Source organism: Sporosarcina soli (genome assembly GCF_042655805.1).
GTDB lineage: Bacteria > Bacillota > Bacilli > Bacillales_A > Planococcaceae > Sporosarcina > Sporosarcina soli.
On the sequence record NZ_JBHSNO010000007.1, the window covers coordinates 38,686 to 62,813 of the forward strand.

Consider the following 24,128-nt stretch of genomic DNA (forward strand, 5'->3'; position numbering starts at 1 on the left):
AACAATGCGTTTTAGCGTACTCGCAAGCGGCAGTACCGGCAATGCGATTTATATAGAAAATGACGAGCATTCTTTTCTCGTCGACGCTGGATTCAGTGCTAAGAAGATGGAAAGTTTGATGGCCGGTATCAATCGGTCCATGAAAGAGCTCGATGGGATTTTTGTAACGCATGAACATAGCGACCACATAAAAGGAATTGGCGTTGTTGCCCGGAAGTATGGACTGCCGATTTATGCAAATGAGAAGACATGGCAAGCGATGGACGGGCTTGTCGGGAATATTCCGCTCGATCAGCGGTTTCAGTTTGATATGGAAACGGTGAAATCATTCGGTTCACTCGACGTCCAGTCATTTGCCGTTTCACATGATGCGGCGGACCCGATGTTTTATGCTTTCCATGAAAATGGGCGGAAGCTTGTCATCATTACGGATACAGGTTATGTCAGCGATCGGATGAAAGGGCATATCCGCGGTGCCGATTCGTTTGTATTCGAAAGCAATCATGATGTCAGCATGTTGCAAATGGGCCGTTATCCATGGTCTGTCAAGCGGAGAATCCTTAGCGATGTGGGGCATGTGTCGAATGAGGATGCTGCAGTGGCAATGAGTGAAGTTGTTGAACAGAAGGAAACGCATATTTATTTATCGCATTTGAGCAAAGATAATAATATGAAAGATCTCGCAAGGATGAGCGTTACACAAACATTGCAAACGTGTGGCATCATGACGGGCGAATATGTCCATTTACATGACACTGACGCCGAACAGCCGACGGAACTTGTCACAGTTTGAAAGAGAGGATAACCCCTTGCTAAGCGGCAAGGGGTTTAACTTGATTCAGCAAATCTTTTTGTACTGAAAGCGAAGCGTCAGCTACAGAAGTTCCCACTTCCAAAAGTAGTTGGATGAATGCCAGAATGCATTTTAATCAGAGGGAGTCCAAACTCCCTGCTGAATAGATGAACTCAGGCTAAGGTCGCCGCGTCCTGAATGAAAGTGCCTTAATTCCTGCAAAAAACGCAGAAATTAAGGCAAATCGGCCCCTTCGTTGGTCGATTCGCAATTCAAAATCTGGACGCAATTACGCCGAGGCGTAATTGACTTTTTTCTTTAACATTGTGCAGTTGAAATTGTGGAATATGGGTAATGTTAAGTAGAGCATCGATGGAAAGGGAGAGGTTTATGGATGAATTCAATCGACCTGAAGATCAGGAACAAAAGCCACTGATACAGGAAAATGAAATGTCAACCAACACACGGACGGAGTACAAGCCACCAAGTCCGAAACGAAAAAGCGGTTTTTTACCGAGTCTTCTCGGCGCGATCGTCGGAGGGCTAGTCGTTTGGTTACTGATGTCGAGCATAACAGGATCACCCGGCAAGCAAATCGGAGGTGGAAATTCAAATGAGGATCGGCATTTTCAAAGCGAACAGATTTCATTTGATATCACGACGGATATTACCGAAACGGTGGAAAAAGTGGCTGATGCAGTTGTCGGTGTGACAAATTTACAGACAGTCCGTGATTTTTGGTCCACTTCTGAAACGACGAGGGAAACGGGTACAGGTTCCGGAGTCATCTACAAAAAAGAAGGCGACAAAGCATTTATCGTCACCAATTACCACGTCGTTGAAGGGGCTCAGGAATTGGAGATAACATTTGACGATGGCACGAAAACGAAAGGGACACTTGTCGGAAGTGATATGTGGACAGACCTAGCCGTCATTGAAATTGATTCTGCCAATGTGACGTCCGTTGCTGAATTTGGCGATTCGGATGCCTTAAAACGAGGGGAAACCGTGATTGCCATCGGAAATCCACTTGGACTTGGCTTCTCTGGTTCGGTGACCGTAGGCGTTGTATCAGGAAAAGATCGCTCGATCCCAATCGATTTTGACAATAACGGGACGATCGACTGGCAGGCAGACGTGTTACAAACCGACGCAGCCATTAACCCAGGGAACTCGGGCGGAGCCCTTATTAACCTTTCAGGACAGCTAATTGGTATCAATTCCATGAAAATTTCAGAAGCGATCGTCGAAGGGATTGGCCTTGCCATTCCGATGAACTTGGCAAAACCAATCATTGAACATCTCGAGACAACGGGCACAGTCAATCGTCCGACGATGGGGGTCACGTTGCTCGATCTGAGAAGCATCCCATCCCACCAGCAACAGCAAGTGTTGAAAATACCAGCTGACGTGAAAGACGGAGTTGTCATCACAGAAGTGATGCGCAATTCAGCGGCTGAACTTGCAGGTGTTAAAAAGTACGACGTCATTGTTGAAATGGATGGAGAAAAGATCGAGGACATGGTCACATTACGCAAACACCTGTACAATGAAAAAGAAGTGGGCGATATGATGCAAATGAAAGTATACCGGGATGGAAAACTGCTTGAAATCGAAATGGAATTAAGGGATGGAAACTCATTCTAATCGTACAATGTTTACACATTGTTCACACAAAACTTATCCACAGCAGGTAGAATAGCAAATTTAAGCTATTCTACCTGCTTTTCATGTATTTTCACGCTTTGTGGATAAATCTAAAAATTTGTGAATAACTTTGTGTAAAAGAAAAAGGAGAATAAAATGAAAATTTATAGTTGTGAAACCCATGTAAATCAAGCACTTGACGTGTTTGTTGCTGAGGAAAAGAAATTCCCAATCATGAAAGAGATCACGGAAGAAGAAAAGTTATCCACAAGATATACCTATTGTGAGGATCTAGCATTATATATTGTGGCAAATGAATAACTCGACACAATATATAGAAAATTATGTGGATATGTGCATAACTTATGTGGACAACTTGTTTGTAAATAAGAAGTAAAGGTGGACAACATGTGAATATTACAATTGTGACAGTCGGTAAACTAAAAGAAAAGTACTTGAAAATGGGGATTGAAGAATTCGTCAAGCGCCTCGGCCCATACGCCAAAGTCAATCTCGTCGAAGTAGCAGACGAAAAAGCCCCCGAATCATTAAGCGAAGCAGATATGGATATAGTAAAGAAAAAAGAAGCGGAACGGATTTTAGCGAAAATCGGAGCGGATGTTTATGTTATTGCACTCGCCATTGAAGGGAAGATGAAGACATCGGAAGAATTAGCCGAGGATTTGGAGTCATTGATGACATACGGGCGCAGCAAAGTGGCATTCGTCATTGGCGGATCACTCGGTCTGCATGACAGTGTGATGAAACGGGCGGACGAATACTTATCCTTTTCGAAAATGACCTTTCCGCACCAGATGATGAAGCTGATTTTGTTGGAGCAGATCTATCGGGCTTTCAGGATTATGAAGGGGGAACCGTACCATAAGTAAATGAGGTTTTTTAGAGGAGTTTGATTTATTAAGTAATTGTTCTTTTCAAACTATGCTTCAAAGAGAATGGAAAAGCTTACGCCACAGTGCCAATTTTGCATCAGCACAAGGCTTAAAAATATGGGGAAATATGATTGTCACATCCGAACGTATGACAAGCTCATAGTCCCTACACACAACCCTAATTCTAAATAGAAATAGAATCAAAAGGAACACGTAATGGTTTCAAAAAACAGGTGCGCGTTCCTTTTAATGTAGGGATAAACTTATTTTTTTAATTTTAACTCGTCCACAGCAGTGTATCCTGCTTGATTAGCACCCTCCATAAAGTTAGGGAATTTGAGCGCTAATTCACTACTAGCAAAAACGACATTTTCATGCGGCCTAACTCAAAATAATGTCCATTTTCATGTATGATGGAATCTATCTTACCCCCAATGCGTTCAGTCGCCTCTAATAATACAAATGGAGTGTTTTGTTCTTTCAATTTCTTAGCAGCACTTAGGCCTGCTAAACCAGCACCGATAATAATGACTTGTTTGTGCATCTTACAAACCACCGTTTGGATAAATCATAATTTTTTCGCCGTTTTCATCTACTTCTTCTGTAAAGGAGAAACCAAATTTTTGATACAGTTGGATCGCCACTTTATTTTGCTCAAATACGCTCAAATATACAGGTTGGTTAGGGTAGAGTTCGAGTAAATCTTCTAGAAGTGCGCGGAAAAAGTAGCGTCCGAGTCCCTTCCCCTGAAAGCGCTCGTCAATTAAATAGCGGTCGAGCCAAATTTGTTCATCAAATTTTCCATACATCGAAAAACCAATAATTTCTCCATTTTCATATAAAGCTAAGGGAATATAACGTGTGTCTTTTTCAGCATCTGCTAAACAATGGCTGACAGGCTCGATAAATCCCTGCTGTTGCTCTGCAATTTTTAATTCTAAAACCTCTTTTTTGTTCGAGTCTGTAATAGCTCGAATCCCAGTAAACATAATGTCAAAACCTTTCTTTCTTTTGTATATATAACTTAAGCTATATAGTTACTATATAATCAAGAGAGGAGACTTCGCATGTCTGAAAAATATTTGATCCCCAACATCAATTAAATACTAATTTGAAGTTATATTTTTGACCTCATTTATCTGAAACTTTATACACGGTAAACAAAAAGCTACTTTTTCACTGGTTTTGAACCATTGTTATGATCCGTTATTCATAGGTTAACAGTCGGGACTGGTTAAAAAGCCTTGAAGTTTGTAGAGCTACATGAGATTATAAGTGAGTGCAATTTAATACTAAAACTATAGAAGTTAAAGGCAAACTGTTCTGAAAGGGCAGGACGCAAAGCTTAGGGTCTAAAGTTTAGGGATTAATCCAAGGTCTTAAAATCTAAACAATGATCGCCTGGTTACCAAATTTATGTATTAATATATATAAATCCTTTGGCTATTCTATTTAAATAGAATAGCTTTTTGAGTGTTTAAAACGGTCTGGAATGAATTTGGCGAAAAGACATAGTTAGAAAGGAATGTAAAAATGAAGATAAAAAGGATTTCTTTCAAAGCAAAGTTATTAGTTTTCTCTTTACTACTATCACTAGTACCAATTGTTTTTATTGGAGTCTTAGTTAATAAAACAGTTAGCCAAAAAACTAAGGATGATTATATCAGTTTCAGCGAGAAAGAAATTAAACAGGTGGACAATGGAATTTCTCTATACTTTGAAACGATTAGGGAAAATGTCAATTTATTAGCTAATGATCCTTCCGTTTTAAATGCCGATTCAAGTATTACGTCTTATAAAGATATAGCGGGAGAAGGCTCAATTGATATGACCCCTTCAAAAAATGGGGATAAGGAGAAAGCCATTTTTAATGTGTTTTCTCAATTTAGTAATAGTCATCCTAAAGCCTCCTATGTTTATATGGGTACATCGGATGGAGGTTATGTCCAATATCCCGAGGGACCCGTACCAGCTGGTTTCGATCCTAGTGACCGTCCTTGGTATACCACAGCTATTGAATATCCAGGAGAGGTAAAATTAACGAGCGCTTATGAGGCAACTGGCATAGAAGGAATTATAGTAAGTAATGTAGTATCGATTGAAAAAGATGGAAAACAAACAGGCGTGCTAGGCTTAGATGTTAGTCTGGAAGGCTTAACAGATATTATCAAGGAAATCAGTATAGGTAAAAATGGTTATGTAATTCTCGCACAAGAAGATGGAACAATTCTTGCGCATCCAAAAGATCCTAAATTGAACTTCCAACCAATTTCTAATCTAAACATCCCCTCATTAAAAGATTTAAGCAAAGATGGCACATTTGAAACCGAATTAGATGGAGAAGATTATGTATTAAACACAATCACATCAGATATCGATGGCTGGAAGTATATTGCTGTCATAAAGAAAGACGAAATATTAAGTACGGCGATTTTCATACGTTCAATGATATTCATTATAGGTGGGATTTTTGCGGTTCTAGCCGTAATTGCTTCTATTCTTATGAGTCTACGTATAACGAAGAGAATTAATAAGATTAGTGATCTGTCTTTAGCGATGTCAAATGGTGATTTGACTCAACAAATCACGGTTAAGGTGAATGATGAAATCGGGGATATGGCTGAGAATTTCAATACGATGTCTAACAGTTTAAAAGAAACAATCAAAAAAATCTCTCAGGAATCTCAACAATTATCTGCGACATCTGAGGAGCTGGCAGCATCTTCGATTGAGAATCAAACAGTCTCCAATGAAATATCCGAATCGATCCAACTTGTTGCAACTGGAACGGATGAACAGGATGCCGCTATGAAAAATGCGGTAGGTATTATCAACGAAGTGTTTAAGCATGTTGATGACGTGACAGTGAGCATGAACAATGTAAGTAATTCTATCCATTATTCAACGGAAACTGCTAAACAGGGCAGTGATGTCGTTGAACAAACTGTGAATCAGATGGTTGAAATTGATAAAAATGTAAGTTCTTCTGCTAATAAAATTAGCATGTTAAATGAAAAATCAAATGAAATTAGACAGATCAGCTTAATCATACAGTCCATTTCGGAACAAACGAATTTATTAGCTTTGAATGCTGCAATTGAAGCTGCAAGAGCTGGCGAACATGGAAAGGGATTTGCTGTAGTGGCGGATGAAGTTCGAAAACTCGCAGAGCAATCCAGCAACTCGGCATTGCAGATCAATGAAATTATTCAAGATATTGAAGAGGGCATTGAAGATTCGATGGGTCTTGTAAATCTAGGGGTAAGCTCGGCTAAAGAAGGAATGAAGCTTGTGAATGAAAGCGGGAAGGCGTTTGGAGAAATTAAGGATTCCATTCTCGCAGGCACAACAAAAATAGCCGAGGTCGGCAAAGCAATGGAAAACATGAAGAATCATATAGCTGAAGTCGTAGTTCACATAGAAGAAGTTTCAAAAACGAGTATCGAAGTAAATAATTATTCCCAAAACGTCGCGGCATCCTCCGAAGAAATGAGTGCCTCAATGGAAGAGGTTTCATCGGTTTCCCAAGAGTTAGCTAGGATGTCAAATGAATTGGAAGTAGCCATCCAGCAATTTAAACTGTAAAAGTATGATTTCTATTAAACCAATAACAAATAGGAGTATTTTGGATTTCCATTCATATTCCTACATAACTTATAACCTTGTTTTTCATGTACGTTCATATTGTATAAACTATCCTTGAATGTTTTTATATATTTTCCAGAAGAAAAATTTTTATGTTTTATGTAATTTAGATTAGGGAGGAAACAACATGTTTAAAGTAGTAAGTCGTGTTATAACCTTGGTAGCCCTTATGGCAGTAATGGCCGTGCTTCCATTGGCAAGTGTTTCTGCAGAAGAAACCAAATTTGATCCATTTGAAAAGAGTATTAGAGAAATTTCGGATGCTTTGGAAAACAATCAAATTACCTCAGAGCAGTTGGTTACGTATTATCTAGAACGTATAAAAGCCTATGACAAGCAAGGCCCTACGATTAATTCGTTTACTAACATTAATGAAGAAGCGATAGAGATTGCAAAGCAATTGGACGCAGAGAGACAAAGTAAAGGTGCGAGAAGTGTACTACATGGTATTCCAATCGTTGTTAAAGATAATTTTGACGTAAAAGGAATGCCTACAACAGCAGGTTCTGTTGCATTAAAGGAAGCTTATCCTGTAAAAGATGCTTTTACCATTCAGAAACTGAAGGATGCAGGAGCCATTATCATTGGAAAAACAAATATGTCAGAGTTCGCAGCATCATATGGAAGATTAGGCTATAGCTCTTTGGGCGGTTTAACTTTGAATCCTTACAACCTTCAACGTGATGCTTCCGGTTCCAGCAGTGGAACTGCTGCGGCAGTCACAGCAAACTTCGGTGTATTTGGATTAGGGACGGATACATCTGGATCTGTTAGAGGACCATCTCATGTTACGGGGTTAGTTGGGATCAGACCAACGCTCGGTTTAATAAGTCGTGATGGAGTCGTTCCGTCCTCGTTAAATTTTGATACGCCTGGTCCAATGGCTAGGTCTGTAGAAGATGTAGCCATTGCTTTGAGTTTCATGGCTGGAGTCGATGAGAAGGATGATCAAACATTAGCAGCAAAGGAACATATCGTTGAAGATTATAGTAAGTCTTTAGACAATACGGCCCTGAAAAATGCAAGAGTTGGGGTAGCTGTTGACTTTTTTGGAGATAACGCTGAAGTGGATTCGATTACGAATGAAGCCTTGAAGAAAATGGAGGAAATGGGGACAGAAATTATCCCGGTATCTTTCTCAGAGATGACACAGTATCTGTGGACACCTATTATTGGACCGATTAACGAAGCAAATTTTAAGGTTCAATTGGAGAAGTATTTAACACAGTTCCCAGACAGTCTGCCAAAAACGCTAGAAGAAATCATCAAAATCAGTGAATCGCCAGAAGTTTTGAATTCAGCAACACCAGTCAATCCAGCAGGTCTGGAAGGGCTAAAAACGAATTTGAAACAAGCTCCATTTAAAGACACGCCAGAATACAATCAGTTAGTAACGCAAGCTATTCCTAATGCTCGTGATGAAGTGCAATCCATAATGGAAAAGGAAAACTTGGATGCAATTGTTTTTCCAACAATGTCATGTCCTGCATCTCCAAGATTCGATCAGGAAGATCCGACATATGTATGTGAAGCCTATGATACGTATGCCGCGGGTTATATAGCGTCAGCTACAGGGTTCCCTGAAATTACGGTTCCTGCCGGTGCCACGAAGGAAGAACTACCTGTTGGGATCTCTTTCTTGGGATTAGCATACAGTGAACAGTCTCTATTGGATATCGCCTATTCATTTGAACAAGCAACCAATGCTAGAACGCTACCTAAAACAACGCCTAATTTCGAAATGAATGTAGAGGAAAAGCCAACGTTTAAAGATGTAAGTTCATATGTCGATGAAATTATGTATTTGACAGACAAAGGAATTATTAAAGGCTATCCAGATGGAACATTTAAACCGAATAATCCAATTACACGCTTACAAGCGATACAAATGATTTTTAAAGAAAAGGGGATTGTCGACTTTTCCGATGTCACCGACCCAGGGTTTGTTGATGTTTCACCTGGTGATCATGGATATGAGGAGATTGCCAAGGCTGCCGAATTAGGTATCATCAACGGTAAAACGAATGCGCAAGGCAAGAGATATTTTGACCCTAACGGAAACTTAACCCGTGCACACGCGGCTGCAATCTTAGTGTCAGCTTATGACTTAAAAGGAACCCATCCAAACGACTTTAAGGACGTTCCAAAGGACAATTGGGCTCATGACTATGTTTCTACATTGGTAGCAAATAATATTACTACTGGTTATACCAATGATGAATTTAAGCCAAATAGTACTATCTCACGTCAACATTTTGCTGTATTTATGGCCCGATCTCTAGAGGATCATTTTAAGCCCATGAAGTAAAAATCGATAGAGCACTTTCTTCAGGAAAGATGAAGATTACAATAAAATTATAGAAAAGATTTAGGCTTCTCTTAAGCAGTCCGAGCTTATGAGAAGCCTTTTGTACGTAAAGAGACTTCAGCAGTTATATACTCATTAGACGATTAAAAACTTCGAGTATGTTAATACAGCATCTCATCTTTGTGTTAAAAATTCTTCTTTACTAGAAAAGTATCCCACAATATTAGTGAAGCATTATCGAACCGCCATCAACCATGATTGTTTGACCAGTAATATATTGAGAATCCTCAGAAGCTAAGAATACGGCAACACGTCCGATATCATTTTCAACATCACCAAAACGGCCCATTGGAATTTTGCTTTTAACGCTTTCGTAGTATTCAGGCTGTGCTTTAGCCCATGCCTGTACACCTAGAGAGTTAGCGAGTGGACTGATTATGTTTACATTAATACCGAATCTGCCCCATTCGTTTGCTGCTACACGTGATAACCCACGAATCGCTTCTTTAGCAGCTGCATAAGCTGCTTGTGTTTCATGTCCCTCAAGACCCGCGCCAGATGCGAAGTTAATGATATTTCCTTTGGATTCCTTCAAGTATGGTAGTGCAGCTTGCATTAAATAAAATGTCGGATAAAATCCAGTACCAAATGATAGATCTAAATCTGCTTGTGTTGTTTCTTCTATTGTTATTTGTTTCGAAGCATGAGCATTATTTACTAAAACATCTAAACTACCGTATTTATCGACAACTGTTTTAATAATTTGACCAAGATTTTCTCGATCCATTAAATCAGCTTGAAGGAACATTGATTGTGGAGAAAAGGCTTGCAATTCTTTTTCCATTTCTTTACCGGCTACTTCATTTAGGTCTACGATAGTTACGATTGCGCCTTCTTTTACCATCGCTTTCGCCATCCCACTGCCGATACCACCAGCGCCACCAGTAATAATAACTACTTTATCTTGTAATTTCGCCATTCTAAACATCCTCCTAAGTTAAAAATAAATATAGTTTAGAGCTAAACTAAAATGATTATTCACTAAGGCTGTCTTCGTCAGAAGCTAAATAAAGAACTCCCTTTCAGTTTGAAACAGCAGGGAGTTCCTTAAGTTATGCTTGCATTACATAGCTGTTAAGCCGCCATCAATAATGAATTCAGCTCCTGTTGAATAGCTTGAATCATCTGAGGCTAAGTAAACCACTAAGCTTGAAACTTCTTCTGGTTGTGCAACGCGTTTTAAAGGAATATGTTTAGAGAATTCTTCTACTGCAGCTTTTGTATCTTCTTGAACAACCATTGGGGTTGCAATAACTCCCGGGTGAACAGAGTTTACGCGAATTCCGTAATGAGCACCTTCGATTGCAGCTGCTTTTGTCATACCACGAACGGCGAATTTTGTATCTGTATAACCGATAGCACCAGCAACAATTCCATTCATTGATGAAATATTGACGATGGAACCGCCGCTGGCTTTTTGCATGGATGGGATAACGGATTTCATTCCTAAAAATACGGAAACTTGATTAATTTCGACGATGCGGCGGTATTCTTCTTCTGTTACCTCTAATATTGATTTTGCCATAGTAATCCCAGCGTTGTTGACTAAAACATTTACTGGACCAAAGGTTTTTTCTGTTTCGGCTACGACCGTTGCCCAATCATCAGCACTTGCGACATTGTGTTTGACGAACAAAGCGTTTTCACCAAGTTCTGCTGCGAGGGCATTTCCTTTTTCATCATTTAAGTCTGTTAAAACGACTTTCGCGCCCTCTTCGATAAATTTCCGTGCATGTGATGCACCCATTCCTTGAGCAGCACCAGTGATAATTGCAATTTTACCGTCTAAACGAGCCATGTTTTATTCCTCCTATAAATACTATGGTTGTATAATAAAAATAAACTACATCTGTAAATTAACAGATAACACAGGAGTTGTCCAATAAAAAGATTGATGTCATAATTAATATGTCTATTTTTTTAATAAATAATAGGGGGGATAACCATTACCTATGACAAAAAACGAAGACCGACGGACCATGAGGACGCAAAAAAAGTTAAAGCATGCGTTATTGGAATTGTTGAAAGAAAAGGAGTTAAACGAGGTCTCCATTACGGAGGTAGCGCAATATGCTCAATGTAATCGCGTCACCTTTTATTCGCATTATAGGGATTTACACGCTTTATTAGCTGCGATATTTGATGATTATTTAAATGATTTAATTACTTACTTTCGAAAAGGCTACCAAAATTTAGAGCGCTTTTCGTCAGATGATGAGCATCGACATCTCCCTCTTTTTGAATTTATCTACCAAAACAAATTTGTTTTTTCACTCATTCTAAAAGGAGAAGTTGTCCCAGGATCGCAAAATCAATTTTGTGAATGCCTAGTACAAGTATCTAGCACCGAGCTAAGACTAGGTGAGGCAACTGAAATTGAAATTCCTGCATTAAACCATTTCTTGACATATGGAACCCTCGGCTTCTTTATGTATTGGATTCAGCAGGATTTCAAGGATTCCCCTAAAGTGATGGCGAAAAAATTATCGTATCTACAAAGCAAGATGTTTAAAGAGGCGATTGTTCTTGAAGAATGAAATAGGTGCTTGTGCGTCTCAAATTTTAGTACAAACAAGGAGGATTCAAATATGATAAATGATACAGATTTGAAGCACTTGCGACGTAGTGTTGAATTAGCAAAAACTGCTCTGGAGAAAGGCGACGAGCCATTTGGTTCTGTACTGGTTTCAGCCAATGGAGAGGTGCTCTTTGAAGATCATAACCATGTGGCAGGTGGTGATCATACCCAACACCCGGAATTTGCGATAGCACGATGGGCAGCGACTAACATGGAGCCTGAAGAAAGAAGCAAGGCAACTGTATATACCTCTGGGGAACATTGCCCTATGTGCGCTGCGGCTCACGGTTGGGCGGGATTAGGTCGGATCGTTTATGCAAGTTCGTCCGAACAGTTAGTGCAATGGTTGAGTGAAATGGGAGTTGCTCCATCGCGCGTTCGGAACCTTCCCATTCAAGATGTTATTCGTGATACCATAATAGATGGCCCCGTTCCTGAGCTGGCGGAGCATGTATATCAACTTCATCGACAATTTCATACAAGGGGACGTTAAAACAAGGAGGATTTTAAAATGGCAAAAGATCGTTATCAACAAGGTTTAGAGAAGATAAAGGAACTTACATCATCTAGTGATGAAAATCCGACTGGCTTCATGGACATTGGAGAAGGATTGAAAGATATTGCGCCTGATCTAAGCAAATATGTTGTTGAATTTGCTTTTGGCGACATTTATTCACGTCCGGGATTGGATAACAAGCAAAAAGTTCTTACAACCATTACAGCCCTTGTCGCCCAAGGAAAACCGCAGATTGAGATGCATATCAAGACTGGGCTTAGTGTTGGATTAAAACCAGAAGAGATTGTAGGTTGCATCATGCACCTCATCCCGTATACAGGATTCCCAAGTGTTCTAAATGCCTTAAAAGCTGCTCAAAAAGTATTTGCAGAACAAGGTGTAAAAGTGACAACACCTGATGAGAAAATGTAGATCTGATGAAGTTTTTTGCAGTGGACATAGGGAAAGGTTCATCGCGTGAATGGACCTTTCCCTATGTTCTTTCTTCTTCAACTTAGAATTCGGCAGGCTATTATTCCACTCTTTTATCTTTTCCAGTTCCCGCTATTCTCATTGTTTCTTGTATATATTGAGCAGATTTGTGTAATAGCTCTATTTCTTCTTCATCTAACTCAATTTCTAGTTGCTGTTCTACACCATTTTTACCAATAATGCATGGCATGCTTAATGCAACATCTCCTTCATAGCCGTACTGACCATTTAGTGTAGTACAGACTGGATAAACACTTCGTTCATCCAATAGAACCGCCTTCGCTAACGTAATTGCAGCTTGGGCAATGGCTGCATTGGTCCATCCTTTACTTGTAATCACATCATAAGCAGTATCTACAACTTTTTGTCCAAATACCTCTCGATTGAGTGCCTCTTTCCCCTGAAAATGGATGTCCAATTCTTTTTCCCCGAAGCCTTGAACGTTTAAACGGCTGAAGACCGGGAATGCAGTCATTCCATGTTCTCCCATCATATAACCTGTGACACTTTTGGGATCGATATTATAATTAGATGCTACCGCATGGCGTAAACGGGCGGAATCAAGCATTGTCCCCGTTCCGAATAGACGCCCCTTTGGATACCCAAATTCATTTTCAGCAATATAAACAATCGTATCCAATGGATTTGTGATTAAAATGATAATGGCATCTTTCGTGTATGTTGTAATACCCTCCATGACTTCACGTATGACTTCCGCATTTACTTCTGCAAGTAACGCCCTGTCCGGTTTTGCATTTTTATCAGTGATGATGACACTTGGTCCCGCTGCAATAATAATGATATCTGCGTCTTTTACATCCTGATAATCACCAGCATACACATTCGTGTTAGACATATAGGTCAGGGCTGTTGCATGGGCCTGATCAAGGGCTTCTCCAAAAGCTACATCTTTATCTTTATCAATTACAACAATCTCAGAAAAAAGCTCCGTTTTCATAGCGTCGGCGAGTACATAAGAACCAACATGTCCGACGCCAATAATTGCAAGTTTATTATTCTTCATTTTTTCCTCCTCGTCATCCAATACTATCTACGTTCACCATAAAATGTTTCTTAAGATAATTTTAACGGTTTAAAATTAAATGTCTATGATCCGCGAAGGAAACAAATAATATGCAATAATTTAAATATTCCTTTAAATTGACCCTATTATTATACTATATTAAAATTATGAATTATATGAGTTTAGCGTAGCCTAGAAGAGAAGAGGAGAAAAATGTCACATCGAGAAGAGTTAGAAAAAATGAACAACACGAAATTAACGATTTTTAATATTCCAATCGGATGGTTTTTGCTGATTGTTGTCATTACACTATTTGCCATGTACACAGGAAATTTACCAGCGGGAATAGTTGGGGCTCTCCTGATAATGATGGTTCTTGGGGAATTTTTTGGCTGGATTGGCGATCGAACGCCGATTTTACGAAGTTACCTTGGCGGGGGAGCAATTGTAGCTATTTTTGGCTCTGCTTTCTTGAAGCATATGAACTGGATGCCCGAGGAAACGACGTCCATGATTGCCGATTTCATGCAAGTGGGCGGTTTTTTAAATTTATATATTGCTGGATTAATAACGGGTAGTATTCTTAGCATAGATTCAAAAGTTTTGATGAAAGCAGGAACCCGCTTTGCGATTCCTTTGCTTGCGGGGGTAGCAACTGCAATCGTCATCGGGGGAACCATGGGCTTATTAATTGGGGACGGCTTTATCCAAACGGTTCTCATTATTGTGCTCCCGCTAATGGGTGGCGGTATGGGGTTGGGCGGAGTACCGATGTCTCAATTATATTCCGATGTTTTAGGCAATGATCCAAGTTATTATATTTCGCTTCTCGTTCCAGCAATTGCTTTAGGTAATTTATTTGCGATTGTACTTGCGAGTGTATTAAACGGCCTTGGAAACAAATTTCCGAAGTTAACGGGTAACGGGGTAATGATCCCGGGGTTTCAATACGAAAAACAGAAAGAAACGGATTACAGTATCAGCCAGTTAGGAATCGGCTTGATTGCTGGATTACTGTTTTTAACCATCGCTACCTTGTTAGGAAAACTTATTCCACTTCATCCTTTTGCATTGATGATCCTTATGCTTGCGATTTTTAAAATAACAAACATTCTTCCTAAATTTTTGGTAGATGCAGCAATTTCATGGTTTCACTTCGTCTTGAAAAACTGGACATATGCATTATTAGTTGGGATTGGAATTACATTTACTGATCTTAATGTGATCATTGAGGCGTTTACCTTTGAATTCGTTCTTATTGTTGGAATTACCGTCATTGGCGTGATGTTGATGACCGGTTTTATTGGCAAGTTAGTGGGTATTTATCCGATTGAAGCTTCAATTACAGCAGGATTAGGCATGATTAGTATGGGAGGCACTGGTGATGTTTCCGTTCTGGCCGCGGCTAGAAGAATGGAATTAATGGCATTTTGTCAAATTGCCTCCACGTTAGGAGCATCGCTGATTTTACTCTTGGCAGACTTTTTTGCGAACTTGCTTTAAATGAGGGTATTCTCACTTTAAAATAACAACGAACTTGAAGTAATAAGTTCGTTGTTATTTTTTGTGTTTTGCCTCTTAAATAACCACGGGGACAGATTTCCTAGCTTATTAAGCCGAGAAACCTGTTCCAGTTGACCAACCTCTGGACCTACCGTTTACTTCTTTTAAAAATATTCTTCTTAATAATTAAGTAGTTCTTAATCTCGAAATTTAAATAATAGAGATTGGCTCTAATTTCAAATTCTTCCCTTGTCTTCGGTAATTCTGTTTCACGTATGGACTCTTCGTACTCCTCTAATTGCTGCAATGCAATGGTAGTATCTCCTGAATCCACATGTTGACTGATATCCAGAAAGATATTAGCGAGCATTCCTTTTTGTTTGACATCTAACGCTGACGAAGAAATAATGCTGAGGATGACTGCCATCTGTTTTAGGATTTTCAGTTGATCCTCTCGCATTTCGAGATAATAATAATCTTTATTTTCCTTTCGTAACAGATGATTTTCCACATCTTGTATCGCAATATTTTTAGCCTGATTCAGGATATTTTCTACTTCGACTAACTCTTTTCCGTCCCACTGTTGCTCATTATCCTTAAGGAATGTAGAGAATTGGTGTAGGATAACGCTAAATTTATGTTCAATTTCTATTTTGTACTTTTCAATTTCTTTCTTAAAGCTCGGCATAATGCTGTTTACGAGTAAGGCGATTCCGATTCCAATGAAAATGATATAGAGTTCATTCAATAAGTTTGCTAAGTTGGCTTCCTTCACTGCGTAAATATGCAAAATGACAACGATACTTGTCACAAGACCTTCCTGAATACGTAATTTTACAAGGGCTGGGACAAGCAATAGGATGAAGAGCGTTAAGATAATGGGATGATAGCCTAATACTTCAAAACAGACGGAGCCAAGTAGTAAAGATAATAGAGAGGCAAAAAATTTCTTCTGGATGGAGAGTAAGGTCTTTTTCTTTGTCTTCTCAATACACATAATGACGATGATGGCTGCAAATGATCCAAACTCCATGTCAAATAAACTCGTAATCCAAATTGCCAACCCTGCCCCGATTGCAGTCTTAATTGTCCGATATCCCATTCCAACCATAAGTATCACCCTGTTATTTTTTATACTTTCATTATAACCAAGTTCCTATGGAAAATCAGGGGAACGTGAAAGCCGCGGGCAGGTTCCTTGGCTTCGTATGCCGAAGTGCTGGTTTATCAGTCACATCTATACTTGAAAGTAGGCTCAGTCTGAATATAAAAGGCATTTCTTACTTGTGCACACCAATTGGCAAAGGCGGATCTCCATTCAGGCGTTTTAAAAAATTGATCGACCGTTTGCGTATCGGAATGCCAAACGATAAAGAGGTTGAGTGGAGCAATGCCGCCTGCCCAAATGCCATTATTTGCGTCAGTATCTTCTTCCCTTACTAATAATAAGGGGAGGCCGAATTGATAAGCCATTGAAGGTTCCACTTGTGAATAAACGGACCCTTGCCAGACGGGAGTTGTTGGTAAAGGTGTTGGCGGGGTAGTTTGTTCATTAAGCTCAACGGTCTGAACTTTAAAACGGCGAAGGTTTACGGCCAACATCCCATAGCTTGAAGAAACTAAGCGACGAATATCCGTTAAAATAGCTTCGGGATAACTTTCACTTAAAGGCAATGTACGCGGAAAAAGCAATGCATTCTCAATTTCTAAAATGAGCCGGTTGAGAAACCTTCGTTGCTTATCATTTAAATGCGTTGTCGTACTTAAAAATATAGGAACACGATAAGCACGGTCTATACATTCTTGGTGTGCTGATCCTATTTTTGTTTCATCCCTGCGTGAAGAGTTATACATATCATTATTCACTTTCTCACCTCCTTTTTTTAGTATATGGAAAAGGAATAAGTGAGATTGGACATAGCCGTTAGGTATCGTAAGTTAGTGAACAACTTTCAGTTTTGTATGATAGTGATTATATGCGAAAAGTACAGGTCAAAAACCCTCTCGTTAATCAAAGAGAGGGTTTTTGGCCTTTATCATATATTTATCATTCAATATTCCTATGCTTTTATGTGCAAGGATGATATAGTGTGATTTTATTAATTTTCGTGAATGGGATGATTAATTTAAAAAATGACTAGAATTATGTTCTTGTTTGATTTAAAATCGAACTATATATTAATTATTTATTTTAACGTTCGTATTTCTAATTCGGATTGAATATGAAAAAGGAGTTATCACGTGAGAAAATTAGAGAATAAGTGGATACGTGCTGTCATTCCGGCGTTATTCATTCACTGTAGTATTGGTACAGTTTATTGTTGGTCATTGTTCAAGAACGATATTGCCTCTTACATCGGAAAACCAATTGGTGAAGTAGAGTGGGCATTTAGTTTAGCTATTTTTGTCCTTGGTATGTCTGCGGCTTTTGGCGGAAGATTTGTTGAGAAAGATATTCAGAAGTCCTCCCAGCTGGCGGCTTTATTTTTTGTCGTTGGGATGGCAGGAACGGGCTTCTTTATTTATCAAAAGTCATTGATCGGTATTTATATTTCCTATGGGATTGTGATGGGGATTGGACTGGGGATCGGTTATTTAACACCGGTTAAAACATTGATGCTTTGGTTTGGGAAGCAAAAAGGGTTGGCAACCGGCTTTGCTGTTGCGGGTTTCGGCTTAGCGAAGGTAATTGCCAGTCCCTTAATGGAATCCCTACTTGGAGCAAGAAATAATGATGGAAATTTAGTAAACGCAACAAATATCTATACCATGTTTTATCTGTTAGCAGGTATCTATTTGGTGATGATGTTGATTGGGCATTTGTTATTAAAGAAGCCAGCCGGGTATGAAGAAGAAAGTGTACAAAGCACGAGCTTCAGTTATAGAAAGGTGTTAACTAATAAAACATTTATCGGCATTTGGCTGATGTTTTATATTAATATTACATGCGGATTGGCTTTAATATCCCAAGAAAAAGGTATTTTAGCGTTCATTGGGTTTGGGGCGATCGGTTTAGTCAGTTCGTTGACCGCTGTTTTTAATGCCGGCGGCCGCATCCTTTTCTCTTCATGGGGCGACCGATTACAAGACCGTAATTCCATCTATAAAATCATTTTCATCTCATCGATTACAGCTCTTCTATTAACCGTTGTGCTTGATGGAATTAATAACTCCAGCGCGATTCTGATTATCCTTTTACTTTGCGTCGTCAATGCAGGGTACGGTGGAGGTTTTTCTTCTTTACCGCCATTATTGGCTGACCGCTTCAGTTTAAATAGTATTTCGACTGTACATGGGTTAGCTTTGTCTGCTTGGGCATTCGCAGGACTGACAGGCAACCAGCTTAGTGCGTTTATTCTCGAAAAGACACAATCGTATGACATGATGTTATATGTCATTATGGCTTTCTTCATGATTGCTAGTTTAATTAGTCAGTTCGTTGTTAAACCTGATCCAGTAAACTTGGAAAGTGAAGAAATGGTAGCGAATGAAGTCATTGTAAAATAAAAGTAGAAATCCCACTCTTATTTAGATGCAATCTGTAGGTAATGAAGACCACCTAGAACGTTGATAAGATAACGATTTAGGTGGTTTAGTCTTTTGTATTATGTAAATTATCAAATCAAGTTGAACAAAAGAGTAAAATTCACAGTTTTTTAAAAATATAACTGGAAATGTCGGATTTTGTCGGATTTAGTAAGTCTCCCTTAAAATGAAAAGATAACATTGTTTACTAGTCATGAAAGCGTTTACTAAGATATATCGAATTTTTACCGTGTCGATACTAGGCTTTATTGTTGGAGTATGAGAATAGTTTCCTTGTGCACCGTTATTATTTTAAGGTGAGCCAAGATCTTGATGAAAAAAGGTTGAACGGTTCGTCTGAGGGGAACTTCATTAATGAAGTGGTAAAGGTTTTTTAGAAAGGTGAAGATATATGATTGAACTCAACCAGATTACAACTTTGTTCCTTGCAGTAGCTCTCTATCTGCTGGGAATGGCATTAGTAAACCGGATCGGATTCCTTAACCGGTTCCTGATACCGGCGCCTGTCGTCGGCGGTTTGATATTTGCCATTTTAGCGCTCGTGTTGAAAACGACGGGGATTGTCGAGATTACATTGGATACATCTTTGCAGTCGCTGTTCATGATCGCCTTCTTTACGACGGTTGGCCTAGGGGCAAGCTTCAAGCTCATCAAACTGGGTGGGAAGCTCTTAGTCATCTACTTGCTTTTGTGTGGCGTCACGGTGTTCTTACAGAACGTCATTGGCGTTTCGTTTGCTCAATTGTTTGGAATTGACCCACTGTTGGGTGTCATGGCCGGAGCAGTTTCGATGAACGGAGGACATGGCGGTGCTGCAGCATATGGACAGACGATTGAAGGCTTGGGCGTTTCCTCAGCTTTGACGATAGGCATGGCTGCTGCCACACTTGGTCTAATTTGCGGTAGCCTTACGGGCGGCCCAGTTGCGCGGTATCTGATTAAGAAACACGACTTAAAGCCGGCATCGGGTGAAATAGAGGAGTATGTAGAGAAAGATGAGAAGCCGATTCAAGAGCGTTCGTTCATGATCCAGGTCGCCCTCATCACGTTCTCCATGGCAGTGGGAACGTATCTTGGTGATTTGTTTACGAATGTGACCGGCTTCGTCCTGCCGTCCTATATCGGGGCGATGTTCGTGGCGGTCATTGTCCGGAATCTTGCCGACCGATTTATAAAGGGCACGGTGAACATGAAGGAAATTAACTTAATCGGTGACGTTTCCCTTGCGATCTTTCTCTCGATGGCACTGATGAGCATCAAGCTGTGGGAAGTCGCAGATCTCGCCCTACCGCTCATCGGCATTATACTCATTCAAGTGATTGTCATCGTCTTGTATGCCATCTTTGTGATGTTCAGAATGCTTGGCAAGGACTACGATGCGGCTGTCATGATCTCCGGATTCTTAGGTCATGGGCTGGGTGCAACACCGAACGCAATGGCGAACATGTCAGCAACGGTGAGCAAGTATGGTCCTTCCCGCACGGCGTTCTTGGTCGTGCCAATTGTCGGTGCATTTCTGATTGACGTTGTATTTAGCGCGCCAATCATTATCGCGACCATCAACTTGTTTAAGTGAGTTACTGGAATGACTGTTTCCAGAAGAACAATCTACGATATAATACAAAAAAGCTTCTAGCCCTTGTCTATCGGCTGGAAGCTTTTTGTATAGGAAAGGATGAGGGTGTGGGGGTGGAATTGACTCGGGCTGCTCTTTAATAGCCGTTTTACACGACCAATTCCATAGATTTTTATGGTTACTTTTTGTTGTAAATACAACAAAAAGGTTTATAATAATCAATAAGTATTTGTGAATATAGAAAATGGGTGGAGATGCGCTTATGAAGGAAATACTACGTGAAATTGGAATGATAGCGAGGGCATTGGATTCGATCAGTAATATAGAATTTCAAGAATATGATCTGACAAAAGGGCAGTATTTATACCTTGTGCGAATATGTGAAAACCCAGGCATCATTCAAGGAAAGTTAGCTGAGATGATCAAAGTAGATCGGACAACAACAGCTCATGCGATTAAAAAACTTGAAAGGAATGGGTTGATTGAAAAGAGAGAGGATGAACACAATAAAAAAATTAAGAAACTCTTTGCAACAGAGAAAGGGGAAAATATTTATCCCTATATCAAGAGAGAAAATGATTATTCCAATAGCGTGGCATTAGAAGGGTTTTCTGAAAGTGAAATCGAAACCGTTTTTCATCTGCTGCAAAGAGTCAGAAAGAATGTTGAAAAAGACTGGGAACACGTGAAAAAGGGGAACAAGCGAGATTATTGAACGGTTGAAGGAGCGGTGTATAACATGACGATAACGATAAAAAAGTGTACTCTCGAAGATTTGCCAGACCTACAGAAAATTAGTTATGAAACTTTCGATGAGACATTTAAGCATCAAAATTCACCCGAAAATATGAAGGCTTATTTGGAAAGGGCATTTGACTTCAAACAATTAGAAAAGGAATTATTAACGACTGCTTCGCAATTCTTTTTTGTTTATGTTAATAATGAATTGGCCGGTTACTTAAAGGTTAATATGGAGGATGCGCAGTCCGAAGAAATGGGCGATGAGTCATTTGAAATCGAAAGAATTTATATAAAGAGCGCGTTTCAAAAACATGGGCTTGGCAAATATCTACTCCATAAAGTACTGGAAATTGCGGTGGAAAGTAATAAGAAAAAGATATGGTTAGGCGTGTGGGAAAAAAATGAAAATGCCATTGCGTTTTATGAGAAAATGGGGTTTGTTCAAACGGGAGCGCACTCTTTTTATATGGGGGATGAAGAACAAATAGATTTTATAATGACTAAAGAACTCATATAATTTGTTTGAATGGTGAAGCCTGTAATGCAACGCCAGTTTGATGAGGAGGAAAAGCAGTATGAAAATCATTGTGACGAGTCTATTCGTAGACGATCAGGACAAGGCATTGGAATTTTATTCGAAAACGTTACGCTTCGTTAAAAAGCATGACATTCCTATGGGAGAATTTAGATGGATCACGCTTGTATCTCCAGATGATCCGGATGGGACTGAGCTATTGCTTGAACCGAATCAACACCCAGCCGCCAAGGAGTATCAACAGAAGATATTTTCCGAAGGCATCCCCGCAACGATGTTTGGCGTGGCGGATATTCAAGCAGAGTATAAACGATTACGGGAACTCGGTGTGAAGTTTACAATGGAGCCAACAACAATGGGCGAAATGACACTGGCAATCTTCGACGATACATGTGGCAACCTGATTCAAATCGCGCAACAGTAACCGATCAATAAAGCCATCACGCGTGGACGTGATGGCTTATGTTTTGGTTGAGGGATTGGAATGCCTTCGTATTCGGAAAAGATTTGAACCGACTTCATTAAAGGCAATCGCCGCAAGTATAATGGCGGTGCCGAACCACTGCAGAGGCGTTACCGTTTCCGACAAAATGATGCTAGCCGAAACGATAGCGATCGGTAATTCAATGGATGTTAATATGTTGGCGATTCCACCCGAAATTAAAGGTGCACCTGCTGCGAAAAATAAGGGAGGAAGCACTGCCCCAAATAGCGATACCCCCATCGCAGTCGTTAACAACGTATTCTCTAAAGGAAGTACAGACGGGATATCGCGTATGAATAGGATCAGCACTAAAATGGTCGACCCCGTTGCCATGAACGAACTTCGAATCCATGGATTCACGTTGACAGCGACTTTTCCACTAAAAAAAATAAATCCTGCATACGTGAATGCGGATAAAATCCCAAAAATGATTCCTTTCAGAGGCAGACCTTGGATTTCTCCATTTAAAATATTTGAAGAAAAAAAGACCCCCACTAATATGAGTAGGATGGACAATACGGTGATCGGCGCAGGTTTAATTTTATTAAAAATCCATTCCAACAGAATGCCGATCCACACAAATTGGAACAATAAAATAATGGCCAATGAAGCAGGTAAATATTGTAGCGAACCATAATAAAAAATACTGGTTAAACCGACAAAACAACCGGTCATCATAATTTGAAGTACATTTTTCTTCGTTAGCCCATCGAAACGGGAGCGCTTAATGAGCGCTAAAGACCATAATAAAACAAACGAGATGATCATTTGAACGATATTGATTTGTCCAAGTGAATAGCCGTAGCTAAAGCCTAATTTTGCAAATATCGGTGTAAAGCCAAAAAAAGAAGCGCCTATTAATACAAGTAAAATACCTTTATTTAATTTCATTAAAAAGACCTCCGTGCTACCAATTCCTGACGAGATAATTATAGGATGAGTTCGTAACGTTGGATAAATAATTTCACATATCGTCAGATTGGTTATTATTTGGACGCCTGCCTTCATCTTTTTAAAAGTTGAGCCGTGCTGATTGCATCGATTTCAATATGTATGTAAATTTTTTTCATTAGGGATTTGGACAGGACTATCAAACTTCATTATAAGGAACTTTTTCATGCGTGAATAGTCTTGAAATTTTAATTTAAATAAAAAACACCAGCCCCTCAAACGGCTGGTGTTTTTAGCTTACTTCATTCTGAAGTTCCTTGTATAAAGCATAGGCCTTTTTTTCAGCTAAGTGCTCATCCTTGTCATAAATGGTGATCAGTTTTTTGCCGATAATAAAGTTCCATTGTCTTGTCATTTGGTTACCTCCTTTGAAAATTACTTTCTATGTATACCACTTCTCAGTTGTTTCTAAACATTTGACGGCAAATGGACGGCAGTCTGCGCATACTTTCAGGATATTTTACAATACTAAGCTCGCCGTAACTTATCTTATTTACAGAAAGGGAAGAGGCATACATGGCGAAGCGTTCAGAAACGAGTTGGAAAAAGGATAGTCCGAACACTTTTTTAAGTAACTCTGTCGAAAAGGCAAACCGTTCAGTAAAGCAAGCAATGTCACATCCGGAAGAGATGGCGGTCGAGCATGCGTTCAACTCCATCGCACGTGCGGAAAAGGCATTTTTGAATGCAGAACAACACGGTGAGCAAGTGGAGAATATTCAACTAAACAAGGAACAGTTAGACTCAATGCGGCAACAATTGAACGAAGTCAATCGAATTGTGGAGGAGCAATAAGCGAGAACAGTCCCCAGCAGTACCGCCACTCAATCAAAAAAAACAGGAGAACGCCTTATAG

The 24,128-nt window shown here is 39.6% G+C and carries 25 protein-coding genes and 1 riboswitch; of the genes, 16 read left to right on the top strand and 9 right to left on the bottom strand.

Features of this window, described 5'->3' with window-relative positions:
* Positions 1-4 precede the first annotated feature (4 nt).
* The 4 genes from ACFPRA_RS13875 to rlmH all read left to right on the top strand — a co-directional run bounded on the left by ACFPRA_RS13875 (position 5) and on the right by rlmH (position 3,330).
* Positions 5-793, top strand: coding sequence for an MBL fold metallo-hydrolase (locus tag ACFPRA_RS13875; RefSeq protein WP_381435746.1), 789 nt, complete (start codon positions 5-7; stop codon positions 791-793).
* Positions 794-1,147: 354 nt separating this feature from the next.
* The gene (locus ACFPRA_RS13880; protein WP_381435747.1) at positions 1,148-2,440 is read left to right on the top strand and encodes a S1C family serine protease; all 1,293 of its coding nucleotides are present in this window, start codon (positions 1,148-1,150) and stop codon (positions 2,438-2,440) included.
* A 156-nt stretch (positions 2,441-2,596) separates the two neighbouring features.
* Positions 2,597-2,761 carry a CxxH/CxxC protein gene (locus ACFPRA_RS13885; RefSeq protein ID WP_381435750.1) on the top strand — a complete coding sequence of 55 codons (165 nt, stop codon included), beginning with the start codon at positions 2,597-2,599 and terminating at the stop codon, positions 2,759-2,761.
* Positions 2,762-2,850: 89 nt separating this feature from the next.
* Positions 2,851-3,330: a 23S rRNA (pseudouridine(1915)-N(3))-methyltransferase RlmH gene (rlmH, locus tag ACFPRA_RS13890; RefSeq protein ID WP_381435753.1), complete on the top strand. Its 480-nt coding sequence runs from the start codon at positions 2,851-2,853 to the stop codon at positions 3,328-3,330.
* A gap of 346 nt (positions 3,331-3,676) precedes the next feature.
* Here rlmH and ACFPRA_RS13895 read toward each other — a convergent pair whose 3' ends face one another.
* Complete coding sequence (locus tag ACFPRA_RS13895) at positions 3,677-3,877, bottom strand: NAD(P)-binding protein (protein WP_381435755.1); 201 nt, start codon at positions 3,875-3,877, stop codon at positions 3,677-3,679.
* Position 3,878: 1 nt separating this feature from the next.
* Positions 3,879-4,322 (bottom strand): GNAT family N-acetyltransferase, encoded by a 444-nt coding sequence (locus ACFPRA_RS13900; RefSeq protein WP_381435758.1) that lies wholly within the window; start codon positions 4,320-4,322, stop codon positions 3,879-3,881.
* A 313-nt stretch (positions 4,323-4,635) separates the two neighbouring features.
* Positions 4,636-4,746, top strand: a riboswitch (cyclic di-GMP riboswitch).
* A gap of 120 nt (positions 4,747-4,866) precedes the next feature.
* On the opposite strand from ACFPRA_RS13900, the gene ACFPRA_RS13905 reads away from it, so the two are divergent.
* Positions 4,867-6,918 (top strand): methyl-accepting chemotaxis protein, encoded by a 2,052-nt coding sequence (locus tag ACFPRA_RS13905; RefSeq protein ID WP_381435761.1) that lies wholly within the window; start codon positions 4,867-4,869, stop codon positions 6,916-6,918.
* Between the two features lie 187 nt (positions 6,919-7,105).
* A complete protein-coding gene (locus ACFPRA_RS13910) occupies positions 7,106-9,286 on the top strand; it encodes an amidase family protein (RefSeq protein WP_381435763.1) in 2,181 nt (726 codons plus the stop codon).
* Between the two features lie 223 nt (positions 9,287-9,509).
* Here ACFPRA_RS13910 and ACFPRA_RS13915 read toward each other — a convergent pair whose 3' ends face one another.
* Both ACFPRA_RS13915 and ACFPRA_RS13920 read right to left on the bottom strand, forming a co-directional pair.
* A complete protein-coding gene (locus ACFPRA_RS13915; protein ID WP_381435766.1) occupies positions 9,510-10,265 on the bottom strand; it encodes an SDR family NAD(P)-dependent oxidoreductase in 756 nt (251 codons plus the stop codon).
* A gap of 144 nt (positions 10,266-10,409) precedes the next feature.
* Entirely contained in the window at positions 10,410-11,144 is a 735-nt protein-coding gene (locus ACFPRA_RS13920) for a glucose 1-dehydrogenase (RefSeq protein WP_381435769.1), read from the bottom strand.
* 220 nt (positions 11,145-11,364) lie between these two features.
* On the opposite strand from ACFPRA_RS13920, the gene ACFPRA_RS13925 reads away from it, so the two are divergent.
* The 3 genes from ACFPRA_RS13925 to ACFPRA_RS13935 are packed head-to-tail and all read left to right on the top strand — an operon-like array spanning position 11,365 to position 12,852.
* Positions 11,365-11,883, top strand: coding sequence for a TetR/AcrR family transcriptional regulator (locus tag ACFPRA_RS13925; RefSeq protein WP_381435771.1), 519 nt, complete (start codon positions 11,365-11,367; stop codon positions 11,881-11,883).
* Positions 11,884-11,934: 51 nt separating this feature from the next.
* Entirely contained in the window at positions 11,935-12,417 is a 483-nt protein-coding gene (locus ACFPRA_RS13930; protein ID WP_381435774.1) for a nucleoside deaminase, read from the top strand.
* Positions 12,418-12,435: 18 nt separating this feature from the next.
* The gene (locus tag ACFPRA_RS13935) at positions 12,436-12,852 is read left to right on the top strand and encodes a carboxymuconolactone decarboxylase family protein (protein WP_381435776.1); all 417 of its coding nucleotides are present in this window, start codon (positions 12,436-12,438) and stop codon (positions 12,850-12,852) included.
* Positions 12,853-12,952: 100 nt separating this feature from the next.
* Here the strand turns inward: ACFPRA_RS13935 and ACFPRA_RS13940 are convergent, their stop codons facing one another.
* On the bottom strand, positions 12,953-13,936 hold the full coding sequence (locus ACFPRA_RS13940; RefSeq protein ID WP_381435779.1) for a lactate/malate family dehydrogenase: 984 nt from the start codon (positions 13,934-13,936) through the stop codon (positions 12,953-12,955).
* A 213-nt stretch (positions 13,937-14,149) separates the two neighbouring features.
* Here ACFPRA_RS13940 and ACFPRA_RS13945 point away from each other — a divergent pair, with 213 nt between their 5' ends.
* Positions 14,150-15,439, top strand: a complete 1,290-nt coding sequence (locus ACFPRA_RS13945) for a 2-hydroxycarboxylate transporter family protein (RefSeq protein WP_381435781.1) — start codon at positions 14,150-14,152, stop codon at positions 15,437-15,439.
* Positions 15,440-15,587: 148 nt separating this feature from the next.
* Here the strand turns inward: ACFPRA_RS13945 and ACFPRA_RS13950 are convergent, their stop codons facing one another.
* The gene (locus tag ACFPRA_RS13950; protein WP_381435784.1) at positions 15,588-16,550 is read right to left on the bottom strand and encodes an aromatic acid exporter family protein; all 963 of its coding nucleotides are present in this window, start codon (positions 16,548-16,550) and stop codon (positions 15,588-15,590) included.
* 116 nt (positions 16,551-16,666) lie between these two features.
* Complete coding sequence (locus tag ACFPRA_RS13955; protein WP_381436429.1) at positions 16,667-17,293, bottom strand: hypothetical protein; 627 nt, start codon at positions 17,291-17,293, stop codon at positions 16,667-16,669.
* Between the two features lie 387 nt (positions 17,294-17,680).
* On the opposite strand from ACFPRA_RS13955, the gene ACFPRA_RS13960 reads away from it, so the two are divergent.
* The 5 genes from ACFPRA_RS13960 to ACFPRA_RS13980 all read left to right on the top strand — a co-directional run bounded on the left by ACFPRA_RS13960 (position 17,681) and on the right by ACFPRA_RS13980 (position 22,261).
* Positions 17,681-18,946: an OFA family MFS transporter gene (locus ACFPRA_RS13960; RefSeq protein ID WP_381435786.1), complete on the top strand. Its 1,266-nt coding sequence runs from the start codon at positions 17,681-17,683 to the stop codon at positions 18,944-18,946.
* Between the two features lie 430 nt (positions 18,947-19,376).
* Entirely contained in the window at positions 19,377-20,561 is a 1,185-nt protein-coding gene (gltS, locus tag ACFPRA_RS13965) for a sodium/glutamate symporter (protein ID WP_381435789.1), read from the top strand.
* A gap of 262 nt (positions 20,562-20,823) precedes the next feature.
* Entirely contained in the window at positions 20,824-21,276 is a 453-nt protein-coding gene (locus ACFPRA_RS13970; RefSeq protein WP_381436431.1) for a MarR family winged helix-turn-helix transcriptional regulator, read from the top strand.
* 24 nt (positions 21,277-21,300) lie between these two features.
* Complete coding sequence (gene paiA / locus ACFPRA_RS13975; RefSeq protein WP_381436433.1) at positions 21,301-21,819, top strand: spermidine/spermine N(1)-acetyltransferase; 519 nt, start codon at positions 21,301-21,303, stop codon at positions 21,817-21,819.
* A gap of 58 nt (positions 21,820-21,877) precedes the next feature.
* Positions 21,878-22,261: a VOC family protein gene (locus ACFPRA_RS13980; RefSeq protein WP_381435791.1), complete on the top strand. Its 384-nt coding sequence runs from the start codon at positions 21,878-21,880 to the stop codon at positions 22,259-22,261.
* Between the two features lie 36 nt (positions 22,262-22,297).
* Here the strand turns inward: ACFPRA_RS13980 and ACFPRA_RS13985 are convergent, their stop codons facing one another.
* On the bottom strand, positions 22,298-23,212 hold the full coding sequence (locus ACFPRA_RS13985) for an EamA family transporter (protein ID WP_381435794.1): 915 nt from the start codon (positions 23,210-23,212) through the stop codon (positions 22,298-22,300).
* Positions 23,213-23,504: 292 nt separating this feature from the next.
* The gene (locus ACFPRA_RS13990) at positions 23,505-23,627 is read right to left on the bottom strand and encodes a hypothetical protein (RefSeq protein WP_255726657.1); all 123 of its coding nucleotides are present in this window, start codon (positions 23,625-23,627) and stop codon (positions 23,505-23,507) included.
* A 161-nt stretch (positions 23,628-23,788) separates the two neighbouring features.
* Here ACFPRA_RS13990 and ACFPRA_RS13995 point away from each other — a divergent pair, with 161 nt between their 5' ends.
* Positions 23,789-24,067, top strand: a complete 279-nt coding sequence (locus tag ACFPRA_RS13995) for a hypothetical protein (RefSeq protein ID WP_381435797.1) — start codon at positions 23,789-23,791, stop codon at positions 24,065-24,067.
* Positions 24,068-24,128: the final 61 nt, after the last annotated feature.